This window comes from Pseudomonas sp. Tn43 (assembly GCF_014192635.1).
Lineage (GTDB): Bacteria > Pseudomonadota > Gammaproteobacteria > Pseudomonadales > Pseudomonadaceae > Aquipseudomonas.
This window is the reverse complement of sequence record NZ_JACHYG010000002.1, coordinates 709,848-729,171: the sequence shown is the minus strand read 5'-3', so window position 1 is coordinate 729,171 and position 19,324 is coordinate 709,848. Positions and strand designations below refer to the sequence as shown.

Below are 19,324 nucleotides of genomic sequence, written 5' to 3'. Positions count from 1 at the left end.
GTATTCATGACGACTCTTTCGGGCAAGACCGCACTGGTCACCGGTTCCACCAGCGGCATCGGCCTGGGGATCGCCCTGAGCCTGGCCAAGGCCGGCGCCAACCTGATCCTCAACGGTTTCGGCGATGCGTCCAGGGTGATCGCCGAGGTGGAACAGCTCAATAATAAAAGCGGCGGCAAGGTCGGCCATCACCCCGCCGACGTCAGCGACCCGGCGCAAATCGCTGACATGATCGAATACGCCGAGCGTGAGTTCGGCGGCGTGGATATCCTGGTCAACAATGCGGGCATCCAGCACGTGGCGTCGGTGGAAGATTTTCCGGTGGAGCGCTGGGACTCGATTATGGCGATCAACCTGTCGTCGGTGTTTCACAGCACCCGTTTGAGCTTGCCAGGGATGCGCAGCAAGGGCTGGGGGCGGATCATCAACATCGCGTCCGTGCATGGCCAGGTCGGTTCGGTGGGCAAGGCGGCGTACGTCGCGGCCAAGCATGGTGTGATCGGCTTGACCAAGGTGGTCGGTCTGGAAACCGCAACGACGAATGTCACCTGCAACGCCATCTGCCCGGGTTGGGTGCTGACGCCGCTGGTGCAGAAGCAGATCGATGATCGCGCCGCGACCGGGATCGACCCGCAGCAGGCGCAACATGATTTGCTGGCCGAGAAGCAGCCGTCGCTGGAATTCGTGACGCCGCCGCAGCTGGGCGAGTTGGTGCTGTTTTTATGCAGCGAAGCCGGTAGCCAGGTGCGTGGGGCCGCGTGGAATATTGATGGTGGGTGGTTGGCGCAGTAAGCCGCCGCTAGCCCCCCTGACACTGATCGTTCCCACGCTCTGCGTGGGAATGCAGCCCGGGACGCTCTGCGTCCCAAAGCGGACGCGGAGCGTCCATTGAGGCATTCCCACGCAGAGCGTGGGAACGAGAGAGGCCAAGCCATGTCCGACATCCTCTGGCAACCCGGCACCGAGCGCATCGGCAAGTCCCGCATGGAGGCCTTTCGGCGCTCGATCAATCAGCGACACAACCTCAAGATCGCCGACTACCCTGCCCTGCACCAATGGAGCATCGATCAGCGGGAAGCGTTCTGGCAGGCCATCGTCGATTTCTTCGACATCCGTTTTCACGATCAGCCAGACGCGGTGCTGATTGAGGGCGCACAAATGCCCAGCGCCCAGTGGTTCCCCGGCGCCACGCTGAACTTCGCCGAACACCTGCTGCGCCGTCGCGACGATGCCGTGGCGGTGGTGGCCATCGGCGAAAACGGCCAACGGGAACAGCTGACCTGGGCCGAACTGGCAAGCCTGGTCGCCGGTTTCCAAAACGGCCTGAAAGCCGCCGGCGTCGGCCTGGGCGATCGCGTGGCCGCGTGCATGCCGAACACCTGGCAAACATTGGTGGCGATGCTTGCCACCACCAGTCTGGGGGCGATCTGGTCTTGTTCCTCGCCAGATTTCGGTACGCATGGGGTGATCGACCGCTTCGGCCAGATCGAACCAAAGGTGCTGATCACCTGCGCCGGTTATCGCTACGCCGGCAAAGAGATTGACCAGACCGCCAAGGTCAATGAAATCCTCGGGCAACTGCCGTCCTTGCAGCAGTTGATCGTTGTGCCTTATGCACGGCCCCAGGCGCGCATCGCAGACTTCCACAGCCAGGCCAATGTGACGCTCTGGGACGATTTCTACGACCCGGGCGGCGAGCCGCAATTCGTTCCCGTGCCCTTCGCTCATCCGCTGTACATCCTTTATTCCAGCGGCACCACCGGCGTGCCGAAGTGCATTATTCACAGCACCGGCGGCGTACTGCTGCAACACGTCAAGGAACATGGGCTGCATACCGATCTCGGCGCCGGCGACCGTTTGTTCTACTACACCACGTGCGGCTGGATGATGTGGAACTGGCTGGTCTCGGCCCTGGCCGTCGACAGCGCCGTGGTGCTGTACGACGGCTCGCCGTTTCATCCAGGCCCGGAGCGTTTGATCGACCTGATCGACGACGAACGCATCAACGTCTTCGGCACCAGCCCCAAGTTCCTCACCGCATTGCAAAGCATTGGCCTGAAGCCCTGCGACAGCCATGACCTGAGCAGCCTGAGAACCGTGCTGTCCACCGGTTCCGCGTTGTCGCCGCAAAGCTTCGATTACGTCTACCGCGCGTTCAAGTCCGATTTGTGTCTGTCTTCAATGTCCGGCGGCACCGACATCGTTTCGTGCTTTGTGATTGGCAATCCGGTCCTGCCGGTGCGCCGTGGCGAAATACAGTGCAAGGGCCTGGGCATGGCGGTCGAAGTCTGGAACGACGCCGGTACGCCAGTGGTCGGGGAAAAAGGCGAGCTGGTGTGCACCCGACATTTTCCGGCGATGCCCATCGGTTTATGGCATGACCCTGACGGGGAGAAGTTGCGAAAGTCCTATTTCAGCCTGTTCCCCGGCGTCTGGGCCCAAGGCGATTACGCCGAACAACTGCCCCACGGTGGCCTGTTGATCCACGGGCGTTCCGATGCCGTGCTCAACCCCGGTGGCGTGCGCATCGGCACAGCGGAAATCTATCGTCAGGTGGAGAAAGTCCCGCAGGTGCTGGACAGCGTCGCCATCGGCCAGCAATGGCAGGATGACGTGCGGGTGGTGCTGTTCGTGAAGTTGCGCGACGGTGTCGAGCTGGATGAAACGCTGCAGCAACAGATTCGCCAGGTCATACGCGCCAACACCACGCCACGGCATGTGCCGGCGAAGATTGTTGCGGTGACCGATATTCCGCGGACCATCAGCGGCAAAGTGGTCGAACTGGCGGTGAGGAATGTAGTGCATGGCCAGAAGGTGAAGAACACCGATGCACTGGCCAATCCCGAGGCATTGGAGCAGTTTCGCGACCGCCCTGAATTGAATGATTGAACCGTAGATCCACTGTGCGGCTTATGTGGCGAGGGGGCTTGCCCCCGTTGGAGTGCGAAGCGCTCCCAAAGCCAGCAGATAGGGTGCCTCAGTGGAACCGCATCCGTCCGGTTTGCGACTGCTTCGCAGCCGAACGGGGTGATGCGGCATTCCGACAAGCCCCCTCGCCACACGAGCCTGTTTGGACATTTTGATCAGTGTCGGCACCTCTTCAGTCCATCAAATTCCACTCACCTGGCGGTGTATGGGGCCCAGGCGTAGCCTCGGCGTGCATTTTCAGGCGCAGACGCAAGTTGTTCACCGAGTCCGCATGTTTCAACGCCTCTGCCTCATCAATCGCGCCCTCGGCAAACAGACCGAACAGCGCACCATCGAAGGTCTGCATTCCCGCTTCTGACGATTTCTCCATAATCCCCTTGAGCTCGCCAAGTTCGTTGCGCCGGATCAGGTCGCCGATGGTCGGCGTTCCCAGCATCACTTCCACCGCCGCCCGGCGCTGCCCGTCGCGGGTACGTACCAATCGCTGGGAAACAAAGGCCTTGAGGTTATTGCCCAGGTCATGAAGCAGTTGCGTCCTGCGCTCCTCCGGAAAAAAGTTGATTACGCGGTCCAGCGCCTGATTGGCGTTGTGGGCATGCAACGTGGAAATCACCAGATGACCGGTATCGGCAAACGCCAGCGCGTGCTCCATAGTCTCTCGATCGCGGATCTCGCCGATCAGCACCACGTCCGGCGCCTGGCGCAGGGTGTTTTTCAACGCCGCATGAAAACTGCGGGTATCGACGCCGACCTCACGCTGGTTAATGATCGACTTCTTGTGCCGATGAACAAACTCGACCGGGTCTTCGATGGTGATGATATGGCCGCTGCTGTGACGGTTGCGGTAATCGATCAGCGCCGCCAGCGAGGTCGACTTGCCCGAGCCGGTCGAGCCGACGAACAGGATCAGCCCCTGTTTGAGCATCACGGTCTCGAGCAGCACCGGAGGCAGCTTGAGGTCTTCAAAGCGTGGAATATCGAGTTTGATATTGCGCGCCACGATCGACACATCGTTGCGCTGCTTGAAGATATTGAGCCGAAAGCGCCCGACCCCGGCCAGGGAAACCGCCAGGTTCATTTCCAGTTCGCGATCGAACTCCAGGCGCTGTTCGGCGTCCATGATGGACGCGGCAATGGCCGCAATTTCCCCGGGCTTGAACGGTTGTTCGGCCAGGGCTTTGAGCACACCGTCAAATTTCGCGCTGGGTGGCGCGCCCGTGGACAGGTAAAGATCGGAGCCATTGCGGCTGGACAGCATTTGCAACAGTGCATCGATTTCCATGGCAAAAAACACCCGCGAAGCATTCAATTGAAAACATGACCCCCTACGGGTCATCCCGCGTCTACCGCCCTGCAAGGATAGTAGACGCCGCCACACCGACTGACACGCAGGACAATGTAATGAACGCACCACCGACCGCCAGCGACGCCCAGGCCCTGATTGCCCGACTGGACTGGACAAACAACCCGCTGGGCGCCGCCGATCACTGGCCGCAGAGCCTGCGCACCGCCGTGGACATTGTGATTCACTCGCCAATGCCGATGCTGTTGCTGTGGGGCCCGCAGCTCACCCAGATCTACAACGATGGCTTCGCGTTCCTCGCCGGCAGCAAGCACCCACACGCTTTCGGACAACCAACGCACCTGATCTGGCCAGAACTGAAAGACTTCACCGACCCGATTTACAGCGCCGTCCTACAAGGCCAGGTGCGGACCTACAGCGAACAACGCTTTACCTTGCAGCGCGATGGGCGAGATTCCGACTTCTGGCTGGATTTGACCTACAGCCCCATTCGCAATGAAAGTGCCGAAGTCGCCGGTATTCTGGTCACGGCCATCGAAACCAACGAACGCCGCCGCATCGCCCTGGAACTTGAACAACGCTCCGCCGCCAGCCTCAAGGCCCAGCACGAAACCGAGCAGCGTCTGCAACTGGCACTGGCCGCCACCGATGCCGTCGGCACCTGGGACTGGGACATCGGCGAAGACCGTTTCATCGCCGATGCCCACTTCGCCCAACTGCATGGCGTTGACGCAAACCTGGCGAACCAATTGCCGATCAGCGAATACCTTCACGGCGTGCATCCGGAAGATCGGGCGATGATTGCCCGCAGCATCAAGCACTGCATTACCCATGGCAGCGAGTACGCCGAGGAATATCGCTTGCTGCAAGCCGACGGCCAATTGCGCTGGGTGTTTGCCCGGGGTCGTTGCTACAAGGATCACCATGGCCGACCGATTCGTTTCCTCGGCGCGGCACTCGACCTGACCGAACGCAAACACATCGAGCAGGCCTTGCGCCAGAGCCAGACCGAGCTGCAACTGATCATCAACGCCATGCCGATCCTGATCAGTTACGTCGACAGTGAGGAGCGCTTTCGCCTCAACAATGCCGCCTACCTGGAATGGTACGGCCTGACGCCCCAAGAGCTTTACGGCCGTACCGTGCGTGAAGTGCTGGGCGACGAAGCCTATGCCCTGCGCGCCGAATACATTGCCGAGGCGCTGAAAGGCAAGGCCTGCAGTTTCAGCATCAGCGCCGCGCACCGCGATGGCAGCACCCGCCAGGCCCTGATGAACTACCTGCCACGTCATGGCGCGGACGGTGCGGTCAACGGTTTTTACATCTTCGTGATCGACGAAACCGAGCGCAAACAGACCGAAGAAGCCCTGCGCAACCTCAACGAAACCCTTGAAGAACGCGTCAGCGCTCGCACTCAGCAATTGGCCGAAGCCAACCAGCGGTTGCAGAACGAGATGCTCGAACGCGAGCGCGCCGAAGACGCCTTGCGCCATGCGCAGAAAATGGAAGCGGTGGGACAGCTCACCGGTGGCATCGCCCATGACTTCAACAACATGCTCACCGGCATCATCGGCAGCCTCGATCTGATGCAACGCTACATCGCCGACGGGCGCGCCGCCGAGATCGGTCGCTTTACCGAAGCCGCGGTGTCCTCGGCTCACCGCGCCGCTGCCCTGACCCATCGCCTGCTGGCGTTCTCCCGGCGTCAGTCGCTGGATCGCAAGCCGCTCAATGCCAATCAGCTGGTGCATTCCCTGGAAGATTTGTTCCGCCGCACCAAGGGCGATTCTATCGAGCTAAAAATAAAGCTGGCCGATGAAGTCTGGCCCGTCAGCACCGACGTCAGCCAACTGGAAAACGCCTTGCTCAACCTCGTGATCAACGCCCGGGATGCGATGCCCGAAGGTGGCGAGCTGCTGATCGAAACCGCCAACGTTCATCTTGACGGGCGTGATGTCCCCCCTTTGGAACCGGTCAGGGCCGGGGATTACCTGATGATTGCCGTCAGTGACAACGGCGCCGGCATGACACCCTCAGTGTTGGCCAAGGCCTTCGACCCGTTCTTCACCACTAAACCCATCGGCCAGGGCACCGGCCTGGGGCTGTCGATGATCTATGGTTTCGCCCAACAGTCGGGCGGGCATGTCAGCCTTCACAGTTTGCCGGGCCAGGGCACCAGCGTTCACCTGTATTTGCCACGCCTGCACGTCGCGGTGTCGGAGCATGCTCTGGAGCCGCTCACTGGCGAAACTCCAGCAGCGGTGGCCGGTGAAACGGTGGTGTTGGTGGAAGACGATCCGGCGGTGCGTATGCTGGTGCTCGACCTGCTCAATGAACTGGGTTATCACGCCCATGAAGCCGAAGACGCGAAGGCCGCCCTGCCCTTGCTGGAATCCGACCTGCGGGTCGATCTGCTGGTGACCGATGTCGGGTTGCCGGGCATGAACGGTCGGCAACTGGCGGAAATCGCGCGTCAGCATCGTCCGGGCCTGAAGGTGCTGTTCATGACCGGTTATGCGGAGAAAGCCGCCGAACGCCAGGGTTTCCTGGAGGAAGGCATGGACATGGTGGCCAAACCTTTTTCAATGGACCTGTTGGCCAACAAGATTCGCACGATGATCGGCCAAGCGGACTGAGTTAAGGCATAATCGCGCGCCCCACGCTGGCACCAACATAGCCACCACCGTTGCAAGGTACTGCCAATGAAAGCCCAAGCCCGCCATATTCTGGTGAAAACCTCGGAAGAAGCCGAGCAGCTCAAACAACGCATCGCCAAGGGCGAAGCCTTCGATGTGCTGGCCAAGAAATACTCCACGTGCCCGTCCGGCAAACGCGGCGGCGACCTGGGCGAAGTACGGCCCGGGCAGATGGTCGGTGCGATCGATGCAGTGATCTTCAAAAAACCACTGCGGGTGGTGCATGGGCCGATCAAGAGCAAGTTCGGTTATCACCTGGTGCAGGTGTTTTACCGGGATTGATGGGCTTGGCTTCAGGGCCCTGTGGCGAGGGGGCTTGCCCCCGTTGGGTGGCGCAGCCGCCCCAAAACCTGTGACCTTGACCGACCTGACACACCGAGTGCGCAGGATTTACGACTGCTTCGCAGCCGAACGGGGTGATGCGGTATTCCGACAAGCCCCCTCGCCACCATGGTATCGACTCCCCGTTCGACCTTCTGCGCCGGCACTTCAAATGACTCACCGTCACAGCGAATCAGGTGGGTGCGAGCCTGCTCGCGATCACCGCACCTCGGTCTGGAACCTTAAAAACAGGTTTCCATGGTTTCGATGACATTCAACTGCTCATCGACCAGACACCCGATGCGCCATTTGTCGAATGTCAGGCACGGGTGCGAAGTACCGAACGAAATGATATCGCCCACCCGCAACTCAACCCCCGGCGCCACGGTCATGAACGCGTGCTGGTCCATCACCGCGGTCACCTTGCAGGCGCTCACATCCTCGCCGATTGCTGGCACCACACCAGCCTTGTAACGCCGCAACGGCACCGGCAAACCGGCGTCATAGGCGACGTCGCGTTTGCCCAGGGCGATCACCGCAAAACCCGGTTCCGGCAACGACTGCACATGGGCCCAGACTTCCAGCGCCGGGCGCAAACCTTCGTGCAGGTCGCTGCGACGATCGAGCACGCAGCATTGCGCTTCCTTGTAGATGCCATGGTCGTGGGCCACGTAGCAGCCAGGACGCAGCACGCTGAGGAAACGTCTGCCGGCGTTCTGCGCTTCGAAGGATTCAGCGATCAAGTCGTACCAGGCCGAACCCGACGCCGTGATGATCGGCTTGGCAATGGCGAACGCGCCGCTGTCCTGCAATTGCACCGCCAGGCGTACCAAAGAATCAGCGAACGCACGGATGCTACTTACGGCGTGATCGCCGTGGATCACCCCTTCGTAACCCTCGATGCCGGTCAGCGCCAATGCCGGTTGCGCCGCAATCGCCTTGGCCAGCGCCAGCACTTCGGCTTCGGTACGGCAACCGCAACGACCGCCGACCACGCCGTACTCGATCATCACGTTCAAGCGCAGACCGCGCGAAGCGAAATAGCCGCCGAGGTCCGCGACATTATCCGGATGATCGACCATGCAATAGAAATCGAAGGTCGGGTCTGCCAACAGATCGGCGATCAGCGCCATGTTCGGCGTGCCGACCAATTGGTTGGCCATCAGCACCCGATGCACACCATGGGCGTACGCCGCGCGGGTTTGCGTGGCGCTGGCCAGGGTGATGCCCCAGGCACCGGCGTCCAGTTGGCGGCGAAACAGCGCTGGGGTCATGCTGGTTTTGCCGTGGGGCGCCAGTTCCGCGCCGCTGTTGCTGACAAAATCCTGCATCCAGCGAATGTTGTGCTCCAGCGCGTCACGGTGCAGCACCAACGCTGGCAGGCTGACGTCGCGCACAAGATTGGCACCGGTGTGGGCAAAGCCCTTCTCCACGGCAGCTGTATGTTTGGCGGAATACATGGTCGATCCCCTCACTCTCGCGGCCGCAGGCAGCCACCGTTATTCGTTGATACGCCGGGCCAGGCTTTGGCGCTGTTGATCAATACTCGACGATAGTCGTTGTAATTGTTCTTCGCATCGACCCGTGGAGCAACGATGCACAAAGTCGCAATGGCCACGCCGTTCGGGTCTTTGACCGGGACGGCGAAGCAATGGGTAAACGTGTCAGCGACGCTGTCGATGGAAGCCATAACGATTCAAAATGAAACAGAGCCTCACCTGTAATTTCTGATAGTAGACCCACCTGCTTGCCTCCTTTAACGTCAACAGGCCTTCGATAGTCTTTGAAAAGGAGATTTCAATGAGTTCGATGACTCACCCATCAACGCTGGCTCCGGCCTATCGCAAAGCCCTGAAAACCTGGCGCCCGGTGATCCTGTATTTCGGCAACCAACACTGTCCCGCCTGCGAAATGGCCGAGCCGCTTTTCCGCACCATTGCCGAGCAGTACAGGGATCACGCGCAGGTCTACATGCTGAACACGAGCGAGTCCCCCAGGCATCCGGATGTCACCGGCACACCGACTGTGTTGTTCTACAAGGAAGGGAGACTGCTGAAGAAACTCAAGGGTATTGGCACCCGGCAAACCCTGGAAGAAAATTTCAAAAAGCACATCGGCAAGCTCAGGCCCAAACAACCGATTACCCGCACACCCCGCCACGACTTGCCGTGGTTGCAGAAAACCCTCAGCACTCTACGCACTGCACCTCGGGCACGGGAGCTGTTGAATGTACGGCTGTCGAGTCATGTTTGAGGCGGCTGACAGATTGCTGTCGCGAGCAGGGCTCGCTCTGTGGGAGCCTGCTCGCGATGAGGGCCTTACATTCAACATCTATGTTGACTGATCTGCCGCTATCGTGAGCCCCGCTCCCACAGGGAGCCCGCCAGGCTGTTTATCGTCCGGCAAAACGCAACCGCGACAACATGCGCAGATCGCCTTCGAGGTAATAATCATCGGTCCAGCTGTCGTCCGCAGCCAACGGTCGGACCTGCTTGAGGGCCAGTTTTTTTGCGAAGTAGCGGAACCGGTAATGCTCGTAAAAGCGCAGCAGTTCCAGCCCATAACGATCGGCCAGGTCGGTGTCGCCACGGATGATCAGGTAGTTCTCATCATTGCCGTTGCTGGCTGCCTCACTCAAGTTGTGGCTGCCGCTGATGATCGTCGGTGTGTCACTGGTAAAGTCGACGACGATGACTTTGGTGTGCACCAGCAGTCTGCCCTTCTGGCCTTTCATGTTTTCCTTGAGCCAGCCTTCCAGGCCGGTATTGAGCAGCGCAGTGGCGGCAAATTGAGCGGTGCGATCAGCGTGGAAACCGGTGATGCGGCTGACGGTGTTTTGCAAGCCATAACGCAAGATGTCGTCGTGAGGCAGGCCGAGCAAGGCGTTGAGCACTTCGTCTGGCAAGGCAAACGCCGTGACGAACAGCAGGTCTTTTTTGGCGGCGTTGATGATGTCGACGAACTCACGCAGGTCGCCTTGGCCCGAGCGCGGTGAGAAGCCGGCGAACAGTGCCTGCGCCGGCTGCATCGGATTGTTTTCCGTGAGCCATTCCCGGGTGGCGCCGACGTCTGCGGGCACGGCCCAGACCTGTTCGAAGGTTTGCAGATAACTGGCAGCGATCCGGGCGTCGTCCAGCACATGCACCACGTTGGCCTGACGATAAACGCCGTTGGCGGTGAAATTGGTGCTGCCGCACAGTACCGCTTCGGGCTGATGCTGCCCCGCTGCGTCGACCCGGCTCAGGACCATGAACTTGTTGTGAAAAATGTTGTGAGTGACCCGCCCGCGCTTGTTCGCCGCCGGGATTTTTTCCAGGCTGGCTTCGTTCAGCGCCGTGGTGTCCTCGTCCGGTTGGGCGTGGTACAGAATCCGAACCTTTACGCCGCGCTCGAAAGCGGCGTTCACCGCATCGACGATCACCTGCAACTGGTACTCATAGATCGCGACGTCCAGCGCCCACCGGCCATCCTCGGCCCGTTCAATGAACCCGAGCAAGCGTGCGAGCAGACCGTTTTCCAGCCATTGTCGCGGGGCATCGGGCCATTCTTCGATGGGCAGTTTCTTGTTGGCGCTGAGCAGCGCATCGAGGTCGGCGAATTTGCGCTGGAAGGCCTGACTCGCGGCCACCGCCCGGTTGAAGATAACGTTCTGGCCCGCTGGAAGGCCATTGTCGGTGGTGAGCGTCAGTTCCAGGAACTCACCCAGCTGCGGCGCATCGGCGGTGCCGTAGGCCAGGTGAACCCGATAATGGATTGTCACGCCCGGATTGACCGCGTAATCGGCCCAGCGAAATTTCTGCAATGGCGCGGCATCGCTGGGGGTGGCGTGGAACTGGGGGAACGTATGAGCCTTGCCGGGGAAGGTCAGGCTGTTGAACAGAAACAGCCACGGTTTGCTGCCTTGCTGTTTTTCGATGGCGAACCCCAGCAGGCCCTTGCGGCGGGGTTCGGCCAGATCGATCGCCAGCAACACGCCGTTGGTGCCAGCGTAGGCTTTGACGCGGAAATCGTCCTGATCGTTACGGGCTAGAACGCGCATGGGTCACTCCTGTGATGAGGTTGCTTACAGCAGCATGGGGTAGCGATGCAGATGAGCTGCGACTATCCGATTCCGAGGTGATGCCATCGCGAGCAGGCTCGCTCCCACACGCCACAAATCAAACGTGGGAGCGAGCCTGCTCGCGATGGGCCAATACTGTCAGCACAAAACTCAACCTGAAATCAGCTCATCGATATGTCGATAATCAACCTGCAACTGCGCTGCCAACACTTTAGCCCGGCCAATACGAATCGGCCCGCGCTCGATGTCGATCAGCAGCCCCGGGCAATCGAGCGCCGGCAACACTGACCATTCCTTCAGTCGTCCATCCGTCACCAGCAGCAGCCGTTGCTGCTCTGCCGGAAAACGTTTTTGCCGAGCCACCAGCCAGCGCCCTGCCTCGCCCAACGCCGCCAGCATCGGCGTACCGCCGCCGGCCCCGAGCCCATCGAGCCAGTCGCGCAAACCAGCGGAGGCTTTCAAACCTTGCACCTGCCATCTCGGAACATGGCCGCTGACCGTCAGCAACGCCAGGCGCGCACGCTGCCGATAGGCATCGTCGAACAGTTGTGCCAGCAGTCCCTTGGCATCGCTCAACGCTTGATGACGCCGGGTCGAGGCCGAGGCATCGACGATCACCAGCCATAATTCATGCGGGCTGCGGGTGCGCAGGTGAAACAACACATCGTCGCGTTGACGCGGTCGGCCATTGAGCAAGGTGCCGGGCCAATTGATCGATCCGCTCAGGGCCGCGTGGCGCTTGCCCTGCTTACCGTGATCAAGCCGTCCTGCACGGGGTCTGGCATTCGCCCCCGCGTCTGATCGAGGGCGAATGCCTAGGGCTTTTTTGGCCAGCTCGGCACTTCACGTCGTGCGCCGACCGGCAGCGCCTGGGCGGGCATTTCGCCCCACTGGCCCTGACCTTCGCTCGGATTGGCGTTCTGATTGGAAGGCGGCTGCGCTGCGGGTGATTGTTGCGGCGCCGGTGGCGAGTGTTCGCGACGACGATGGCGCAAGGCAAACTCGGCGACCGCGTCGATATCTTCTTCGCCAATGGTCAGCGCTCCGCGCCAGGCCGCATGAGCCCGGGCCGCGCGCAACCAGACCAGATCGGCTCGCAGGCCATCGACGCCAGCGGCAAAGCAACGCTCGGTGATCTGCGCCAGCGCGACATCGTCCAGGGGAATGCTCGCCAATGCCGCGCGCGCCTTTTGGCAACGCTCGCGCAGTGCCTGTTGGGGGCTTTCCCACTCGGCGCAGAACCCTTGCGGGTTGCTGTCGAAATCCAGTCGACGACGGATGATCTGACCCCGCTCGGCGGGTGCGGTGTGGCCACTGAGGGCGACGTTCAAGCCAAAGCGGTCGAGCAATTGCGGACGCAACTCGCCCTCTTCCGGGTTCATGGTGCCGATCAGCACAAACTTCGCCGAATGCCGATGGGAAATCCCGTCACGCTCGATCAGGTTGGTGCCGCTGGCGGCCACATCGAGCAACAAGTCCACGAGGTGATCGGGCAGCAGGTTGACTTCATCGACATACAGCACGCCGCCGTCGGCCTTGGCCAATACGCCGGGGGAAAACTGTGCGCGCCCCTCGCTCAGGGCCGCGTCAAGATCCAGGGTACCGACCAACCGTTCTTCGGTAGCGCCCAGGGGTAAGGTGACGAATTGACCGCTGGCCAACAGGTCCGCCAGGCCTCGGGCCAGGGTCGATTTGGCCATGCCCCGTGGACCTTCGATCAGCACGCCGCCGATTTTCGGGTCGATGGCGGTCAGGTACAGCGCGAGTTTCAAGTCATCGGCGCCGACCACGGCAGAGAGTGGGAAATGTGGGGTGTCGGTCATGTGGCATTACTCGTGTGGTCGATGGTGTGATCGTTCCCCCGCTCTGCGTGGGAATGCCTCAACGGACGCTCCGCGTTCGGCTCTGGAAGGGACGCGGAGCGTCCCGGGCTGTATTCCCACGCGGAGCGTGGGAACGATCCGTCAGGTTTAAGCGCGTTAACTTTCTTCTTCTATGTCCAGCAACAAATTCACCAGCGCCTCGCGGTACTCGCCCGGCTCTTTCCACAGCCCCCGCTGCTGCGCTTCCAGCAGCCGTTCGGTCATGTCGCGCAAGGCATGGGGATTGTGTTCGCGGACAAACTCCCGGGTCGCCGGATCGAGCAAATAAGCGTCCGCCAGCAACGCATATTGGTGGTCATCGATCAGCTGCGTGGTGGCATCGAACGCAAACAGGTTATCGACCGTCGCCGCCAGTTCGAATGCGCCTTTATAGCCATGGCGCTTGACCCCGTCGATCCATTTCGGATTGGCCGCCCGGGAACGGATCACCCGATTCAACTCTTCCTTCAAGGTGCGAATCTTCGGCAAATCCGGCTGACTGTGGTCGCCGTGATAACTGGCCGCGACTTCACCGCTGAGGCTTTCAACGGCCGCCAGCATGCCACCCTGAAACTGGTAATAGTCGTTGGAATCGAGCAAATCGTGTTCGCGGTTGTCCTGGTTTTGCAGCACCGCCTGCACCTGGCTCAGACGCTGGGCAAACTGTTCGCGGGCGGCGGTGCCTTCGTCAGAGCCGCCGTAAGCGTAGCCGCCCCAGTTCAGGTAAACCTCGGCCAGGTCTTCACGGCTTTGCCACAGGCGACCGTCGATGGCGCCCTGCACGCCCGCTCCGTAAGCACCCGGTTTGGCCCCGAAGATGCGCCAGCCGGCCTGCCGCCGCGCCGCGTCTTCATCCAGGCCCGATTCCATCAACGCTGTGCGCTCGGCACGAACCTTGGCCGCCAACGGATTGAAATCGTCGGGTTCATCCAGCGCGGCGACCGCTTGCACGGCCGCGTCGAACAGCCGGATCAGATTGGCAAAGGCATCGCGGAAAAATCCGGAGACGCGCAAGGTAACGTCCACCCGTGGGCGGTCCAGCAAACTCAACGGCAGAATTTCGAAATCGTCGACCCGCTGACTGCCCGTCGCCCACACCGGTCGCACGCCCATCAGCGCCATGGCCTGGGCGATGTCATCGCCGCCAGTGCGCATGGTCGCGGTGCCCCAGACCGACAGGCCGAGCTGACGCAGGTGATCGCCGTGGTCTTGCAAGTGCCGCTCAAGAATCAGGTTTGCTGACTGGAAGCCGATGCGCCAGGCGGTGGTGGTCGGCAGATTGCGCACATCCACCGAATAGAAATTGCGCCCGGTGGGCAGCACGTCCAGCCGTCCGCGGCTTGGTGCGCCGCTCGGGCCGGCGGGGACGAATCGGCCGCTGAGGGCGTCGAGCAAGCCGCGCATTTCCGCTGGGCCGCAGGCGTCCAGGCGTGGGGCAACGATTTCGCGCAGGCTGTCGATGATGGCATTCACTTGCGACCAATCACCCTCCTGTGGGAGCGAGCCTTTGTGGCGAGGGGGCTTGCCCCCGTTGGACTGCGCAGCAGTCCCATTTTTTGGGGCCGCTTCGCGACCCAACGGGGGCAAGCCCCCTCGCCACAAGGGCTCGTTCCCACAGGGGCCGGGGTTGGTTTGAGGTGTGCTCAGTGCCTGCGAGATCAGTTGAGCGGCGAACAGTTCCAGGCGTTCGCGGGTATCACCTGCGGTGCGCCAGACTTCATCAGTGAGGGTTTGCAACTCAGCAGGACGCGGCCCGCTCCACGGCTCGGCCAAAACGCAATCCAATGGATCAAACCCCAACGCAAACGCCTTGGCCAGCGCCCGCAACAAACTCGATTGCGCCCCGCGACCATCGCCGCGAGGAATACGCAGCAAGGCCAATAAAGTGTCGATGCGCAACCGTCCCACTGGTGACTCACCAAATACGTGCAGGCCATCGCGTATCTGCGATTCCTTCAAGTCGCACAGGTACGTGTCCAGACGCGGTAACCAGATCGCCGCATCGGCATCGCTGTCCAGCTTCTCGTCCAGTTGCAGTTCGCGGTCGATGTGCGTGTCGCGCACCAGTTGCAGAATGTCGCGCTGCAGTTCCCGGGCGCGGCGCGGATCGAGCAATTGCGCTTCGTAATATTCGTCGGCCAACATTTCGAGATTGCGCAGCGGACCGTAGGTTTCGGCGCGGGTCAGTGGCGGCATCAGGTGATCGATGATCACTGCCTGCGTACGGCGCTTGGCTTGGGCGCCCTCGCCCGGGTCATTGACGATAAACGGATAGATGTTCGGCAACGGCCCGAGCAATGCGTCCGGCCAGCAGTTTTCCGACAGCCCGACGCCCTTGCCCGGCAGCCATTCGAGGTTGCCGTGCTTGCCCACATGGATCACGCCGTGAGCGCCGTAGGTGTTGCGCAACCAGAAGTAGAACGCCAGATAGCCGTGGGGCGGCACCAGGTCGGGGTCGTGATAGACCGCGCTCGGGTCCACCTGATACCCCCGGGCCGGTTGAATGCCGACGAAGGTCAGGCCGAAGCGCAGTCCGGCGATCATCATTCGCCCGCCACGGAACATTGGATCTTTTTCGGGCGCCCCCCAGCGCTCCAGCACCGCCTGACGATTGGCCTCGGGCAGCGCGTTGAACATCAGGTTGTAATCGTCCAGCGCGAGGCTTTGATGGCACGGACGCTGGTCGAGAGTATCGAGGTCGTTGCTCACGCCGCCGAGCAGTTGCTGGATCAGCGCAGTGCCGCTGTGCGGCAACTCGGCCGGCAGCGGATAACCTTCGGCATGCAGGGCGCGCAGGATGTTCAACGCTGCAGCCGGAGTATCGAGGCCGACGCCATTGCCGATGCGCCCATCGCGAGTCGGGTAATTGGCGAGGATCAGGGCGATGCGTTTTTCGCCATTGGGCACCCGCGCCAGATCGATCCAGCGCCGGGCCAGTTCTGCAACGAAATCCATGCGCGCAGGTGCAGGCCGGTAGCAGACCACGTCGGACTGACTGCGCTCGCTACGCCACGCCAGATCCTTGAAACTGATCGGGCGGCTGATGATTCGCCCATCCAGTTCTGGCAGTGCGATGTGCATCGCCAGGTCCCGTGGGCCGAGGCCTTGTTCGCTGGCGCGCCAGCCGGGTTCATTGTCCTGGGCGCAGATCGCCTGGATCACGGGAATATTGCGGCGAAACGGCCGCAGGTGCGGCGCTTCGGGGCTGGACTGGGCGAAACCGGTGGTGTTGAGAATCACCCCCGCCTCGACGTCATCCAGCAAGTCCTCGACCATCGTCAGGCAGCCGGGCTCTTTCAAACTGGCGAGCGCAATCGGCAACGGGTTCAACCCCGCCGCTTGCAAACGCTGGCAGAAAATATCGATGAAACCGGTGTTCGCCGCCTGCAAATGCGAGCGGTAAAACAGCACCGCCGCCACCGGCCGATCGGCTTGCCAGTCGGCTTGCCAATCGCTCAACTCAGCGGGGCTTTTTTGCGGGTGGTAGATCGCGGTGCGTGGCAGGGTTTGTGGCTCGGACCATGGATAGTCGCGGCCCAGCCAACGGCTGGCGAGGCAGCGAAACAGGTCGAGCGCGTTGGCCATGCCGCCCTGACGCAGGAAGTGCCAGAGCCGGTCGCGTTCTTGCGCAGTTACGGTGCTCAGGTCACTGAGCTCCGGGTCCGGGCGATCGTCCCCCGGCACCAGAATCAGCTGCACGCCGCGCTCGGACAACTCCACCAGACGCTCGATGCCGTAACGCCAATAGGCGATGCCACCGTGCAGCGAGATCAGAATCACTTTGGCGTGGCGCAGCACTTCGTCGACATAGAGATCGACCGAAGCGTGATTCTGCACCTGCATCGGGTTAGCCAGACGCAGGCTCGGGTAATCGTCGGGCAACTGCTGCGCCGCTTCGGCGAGCAACGCCAGGCTGGAATCGCCGCTGCACAGGATCACCAGCTCGGCGGGGGTTTGTCCAAGGTCGGCAATGTTGTCATCCGACACGAAACCGCCGGGCTGGGTCCTGAGCAGGTGCATGGCTTAAACGCTGAGCGCAGCGCGCAATTGCGCTTCGAGCGCAGCGGCGTCCAGGCCCTGACCGATTAACACCAGACGGGTGCTGCGCGCTTCTTCAGCGCCCCACTGACGGTCGAAATGCTTGTCGAAACGCGTGCCCACGCCCTGGATCAGCAGGCGCATCGGTTTGTTCGGCACCGCTGCAAAACCTTTGACCCGCAAGATGCCGTGCTGAACCACCAATTGAGTCAGCGCGTCCAGCAGCAGGCTTTCGTCGGCTTGCGGCAGCTCGATCGAGATGGAATCGAATGCGTCGTGGTCGTGCTCATCGTGATGGCCGTCTTCACCTTCGTGGTGATGATCGTGATGGCTGTGGCGGCTGTCGATGTGTTCTTCGGAGCCAGCGCCAAGGCCGATCAGCACGTCCAGTGGCAGACGACCGCTGCTGGCTTCGATGACTTTCACCGCTGGCGGCAGCTCTTCGGCGACTTCCAGGCGCACACGGGCCAGGTCTTCAGCGCTGATCAGATCGGCCTTGTTGAGGATCACCAGGTCGGCGCTGGCCAGTTGGTCGGCGAACAGCTCGTGCAACGGCGACTCGTGGTCCAGGTTCGGGTCAAGTTTGCGCATGGCATCGACCTGATCGGGGAACGCTGCGAAGGTGCCAGCCGCGACGGCCGGGCTGTCGACCACGGTGATCACCGCGTCAACCGTGCAGGCGCTGCGGATTTCCGGCCACTGGAAGGCTTGAACCAAAGGCTTTGGCAGGGCCAGGCCCGAGGTTTCGATTAGGATGTGGTCGAGGTCGCCGCGACGGGCGACCAGCTCGCGCATCACCGGGAAGAACTCTTCCTGAACGGTGCAGCACAGGCAGCCGTTGGCCAGTTCATAGACGCGACCGTTGGCTTCTTCTTCGGTGCAACCGATCGAACATTGCTTGAGGATTTCGCCGTCGATGCCCAGTTCGCCGAACTCGTTGACGATCACCGCGATACGACGGCCCTGGGCATTGTCGAGCATGTGGCGCAGCAAGGTGGTTTTGCCCGAGCCGAGGAAGCCGGTAACGATGGTGACGGGGAGTTTGGCCAGTGTTTTCATCGGATGCCCTTTGGCGAGATGGCGGGCATACGGGACGACAATCGCAGCGGCGGATGCACGCGCGCAAGAGTTCCGTCACCGGATCACCCCGCCCGGTTGTAGTGAGAATCTGTATCGAGGCAGGTCTCCTGGCTGACGGTGTGCCAATCCTTCGACTGGCGTTTGCTGCGCCTTCCCGCGAACCTGATGGATCAGGGCTTGCAGTGGCGTGGCAGCGAACATCACCGTTCACAGTTGCGGGGGCAGCCGCGGCATCGACCGCGTTCCCTTCTTAGCTTCGGCAAACGCCGAAGAACCTCGAAAGCGCAAGGCTACGCATCGTGTGGGGGCGGGTCAATCACTGAGTAGGAGCTGCCGAAGGCTGCGATCTTTTGATCTTGTTTTTGAAAGCAACATCAAAAGATCGCAGCCTTCGGCAGCTCCTACAAGAGCCAATCAGCATTGGGCATCCAAGTGAGAACCCTTGCCAATTGACGCCCAACCCCCGCCCATGCTCTCCTACACGCCTTGTTACGGGTGCCCTTCACAGGGTGAAACGGGAAACCGGTGAATCATGTGCTTTACTCTAAAGCCATGTCAGTCCGGTGCTGCCCCCGCAACGGTAAGCGAGTGAAGCGTCAGATCCACTGTGCCTGTCATATGGCATGGGAAGGTGATGCTTGCAGGTCTGGGCGCAAGCCCTGCCCCTCGCGAGCCCGGAGACCGGCCCGCAACACAAAGTGACTTTTACGTTCACTGAATAACAAACCCGCGGTGGGCGGGCGCTGTTCGAAATCTCTGCGTGCCCCGGCGTGCGGCGGTTTTCATGCGCTCTATTCACCCGCTGACAGACCAGAGGGAAGCGCCATGTCGATCATCAGCAGCACCGGCTCCAACACCGATAAAAAGAGCACGATCAGCACTACTTCTACCCTGAGCCAACGCCTGACCGCCGCTTTTTGTGCGTCGATCCTTGGCGCCAGCCTTGTGTATTTCGCCGGTTTCTCGCACATCGAAGCGGTGCACAACGCCGCGCACGATACCCGTCACAGCGCTGCATTCCCGTGCCACTGAGACC

The 19,324-nt window shown here is 61.4% G+C and carries 13 protein-coding genes, 1 pseudogene and 2 riboswitches; of the genes and pseudogenes, 6 read left to right on the top strand and 8 right to left on the bottom strand.

Annotated features, from left to right (window positions below):
• The first annotated feature begins 6 nt into the window (after positions 1 to 6).
• A complete protein-coding gene (locus FHW68_RS07590; RefSeq protein ID WP_095631944.1) occupies positions 7 to 792 on the top strand; it encodes a 3-hydroxybutyrate dehydrogenase in 786 nt (261 codons plus the stop codon).
• Between the two features lie 141 nt (positions 793 to 933).
• Positions 934 to 2,889, top strand: coding sequence for an acetoacetate--CoA ligase (locus FHW68_RS07585; RefSeq protein ID WP_095631943.1), 1,956 nt, complete (start codon positions 934 to 936; stop codon positions 2,887 to 2,889).
• Positions 2,890 to 3,100: 211 nt separating this feature from the next.
• Here the strand turns inward: FHW68_RS07585 and FHW68_RS07580 are convergent, their stop codons facing one another.
• Positions 3,101 to 4,210: a PilT/PilU family type 4a pilus ATPase gene (locus FHW68_RS07580; protein ID WP_183679654.1), complete on the bottom strand. Its 1,110-nt coding sequence runs from the start codon at positions 4,208 to 4,210 to the stop codon at positions 3,101 to 3,103.
• 119 nt (positions 4,211 to 4,329) lie between these two features.
• Here FHW68_RS07580 and FHW68_RS07575 point away from each other — a divergent pair, with 119 nt between their 5' ends.
• Both FHW68_RS07575 and FHW68_RS07570 read left to right on the top strand, forming a co-directional pair.
• Positions 4,330 to 6,867, top strand: a complete 2,538-nt coding sequence (locus FHW68_RS07575) for a PAS domain S-box protein (RefSeq protein WP_183679653.1) — start codon at positions 4,330 to 4,332, stop codon at positions 6,865 to 6,867.
• Positions 6,868 to 6,933: 66 nt separating this feature from the next.
• Entirely contained in the window at positions 6,934 to 7,209 is a 276-nt protein-coding gene (locus FHW68_RS07570; RefSeq protein ID WP_007933743.1) for a peptidylprolyl isomerase, read from the top strand.
• Between the two features lie 281 nt (positions 7,210 to 7,490).
• Here FHW68_RS07570 and FHW68_RS07565 read toward each other — a convergent pair whose 3' ends face one another.
• Together FHW68_RS07565 and FHW68_RS07560 are read right to left on the bottom strand one after the other, a co-directional pair.
• Positions 7,491 to 8,708 (bottom strand): amino acid deaminase, encoded by a 1,218-nt coding sequence (locus FHW68_RS07565; protein WP_183679651.1) that lies wholly within the window; start codon positions 8,706 to 8,708, stop codon positions 7,491 to 7,493.
• A gap of 39 nt (positions 8,709 to 8,747) precedes the next feature.
• A pseudogene (locus FHW68_RS07560) lies at positions 8,748 to 8,932 on the bottom strand (IclR family transcriptional regulator); the annotation flags it as partial.
• A 116-nt stretch (positions 8,933 to 9,048) separates the two neighbouring features.
• Between FHW68_RS07560 and FHW68_RS07555 the strand changes: the two are divergent.
• A complete protein-coding gene (locus tag FHW68_RS07555) occupies positions 9,049 to 9,501 on the top strand; it encodes a co-chaperone YbbN (RefSeq protein WP_183679649.1) in 453 nt (150 codons plus the stop codon).
• A gap of 139 nt (positions 9,502 to 9,640) precedes the next feature.
• Here the strand turns inward: FHW68_RS07555 and FHW68_RS07550 are convergent, their stop codons facing one another.
• From FHW68_RS07550 to cobW, 5 genes are all read right to left on the bottom strand, one after another.
• Positions 9,641 to 11,287, bottom strand: a complete 1,647-nt coding sequence (locus FHW68_RS07550; RefSeq protein ID WP_095631939.1) for a phospholipase D-like domain-containing protein — start codon at positions 11,285 to 11,287, stop codon at positions 9,641 to 9,643.
• Between the two features lie 171 nt (positions 11,288 to 11,458).
• Complete coding sequence (locus tag FHW68_RS07545; RefSeq protein ID WP_183679647.1) at positions 11,459 to 12,004, bottom strand: VWA domain-containing protein; 546 nt, start codon at positions 12,002 to 12,004, stop codon at positions 11,459 to 11,461.
• A gap of 119 nt (positions 12,005 to 12,123) precedes the next feature.
• Positions 12,124 to 13,131, bottom strand: a complete 1,008-nt coding sequence (locus FHW68_RS07540) for an ATP-binding protein (protein WP_183679645.1) — start codon at positions 13,129 to 13,131, stop codon at positions 12,124 to 12,126.
• A gap of 156 nt (positions 13,132 to 13,287) precedes the next feature.
• The gene (cobN, locus tag FHW68_RS07535; RefSeq protein WP_183679643.1) at positions 13,288 to 17,190 is read right to left on the bottom strand and encodes a cobaltochelatase subunit CobN; all 3,903 of its coding nucleotides are present in this window, start codon (positions 17,188 to 17,190) and stop codon (positions 13,288 to 13,290) included.
• Between the two features lie 3 nt (positions 17,191 to 17,193).
• Positions 17,194 to 18,267, bottom strand: coding sequence for a cobalamin biosynthesis protein CobW (cobW, locus tag FHW68_RS07530; RefSeq protein ID WP_095631936.1), 1,074 nt, complete (start codon positions 18,265 to 18,267; stop codon positions 17,194 to 17,196).
• Between the two features lie 100 nt (positions 18,268 to 18,367).
• Positions 18,368 to 18,582, bottom strand: a riboswitch (cobalamin riboswitch).
• Between the two features lie 182 nt (positions 18,583 to 18,764).
• A riboswitch (cobalamin riboswitch) is annotated at positions 18,765 to 18,993 on the top strand.
• Positions 18,994 to 19,113: 120 nt separating this feature from the next.
• Here cobW and FHW68_RS07525 point away from each other — a divergent pair.
• Entirely contained in the window at positions 19,114 to 19,320 is a 207-nt protein-coding gene (locus FHW68_RS07525; protein WP_007898228.1) for a CbtB domain-containing protein, read from the top strand.
• Positions 19,321 to 19,324 lie beyond the last annotated feature (4 nt).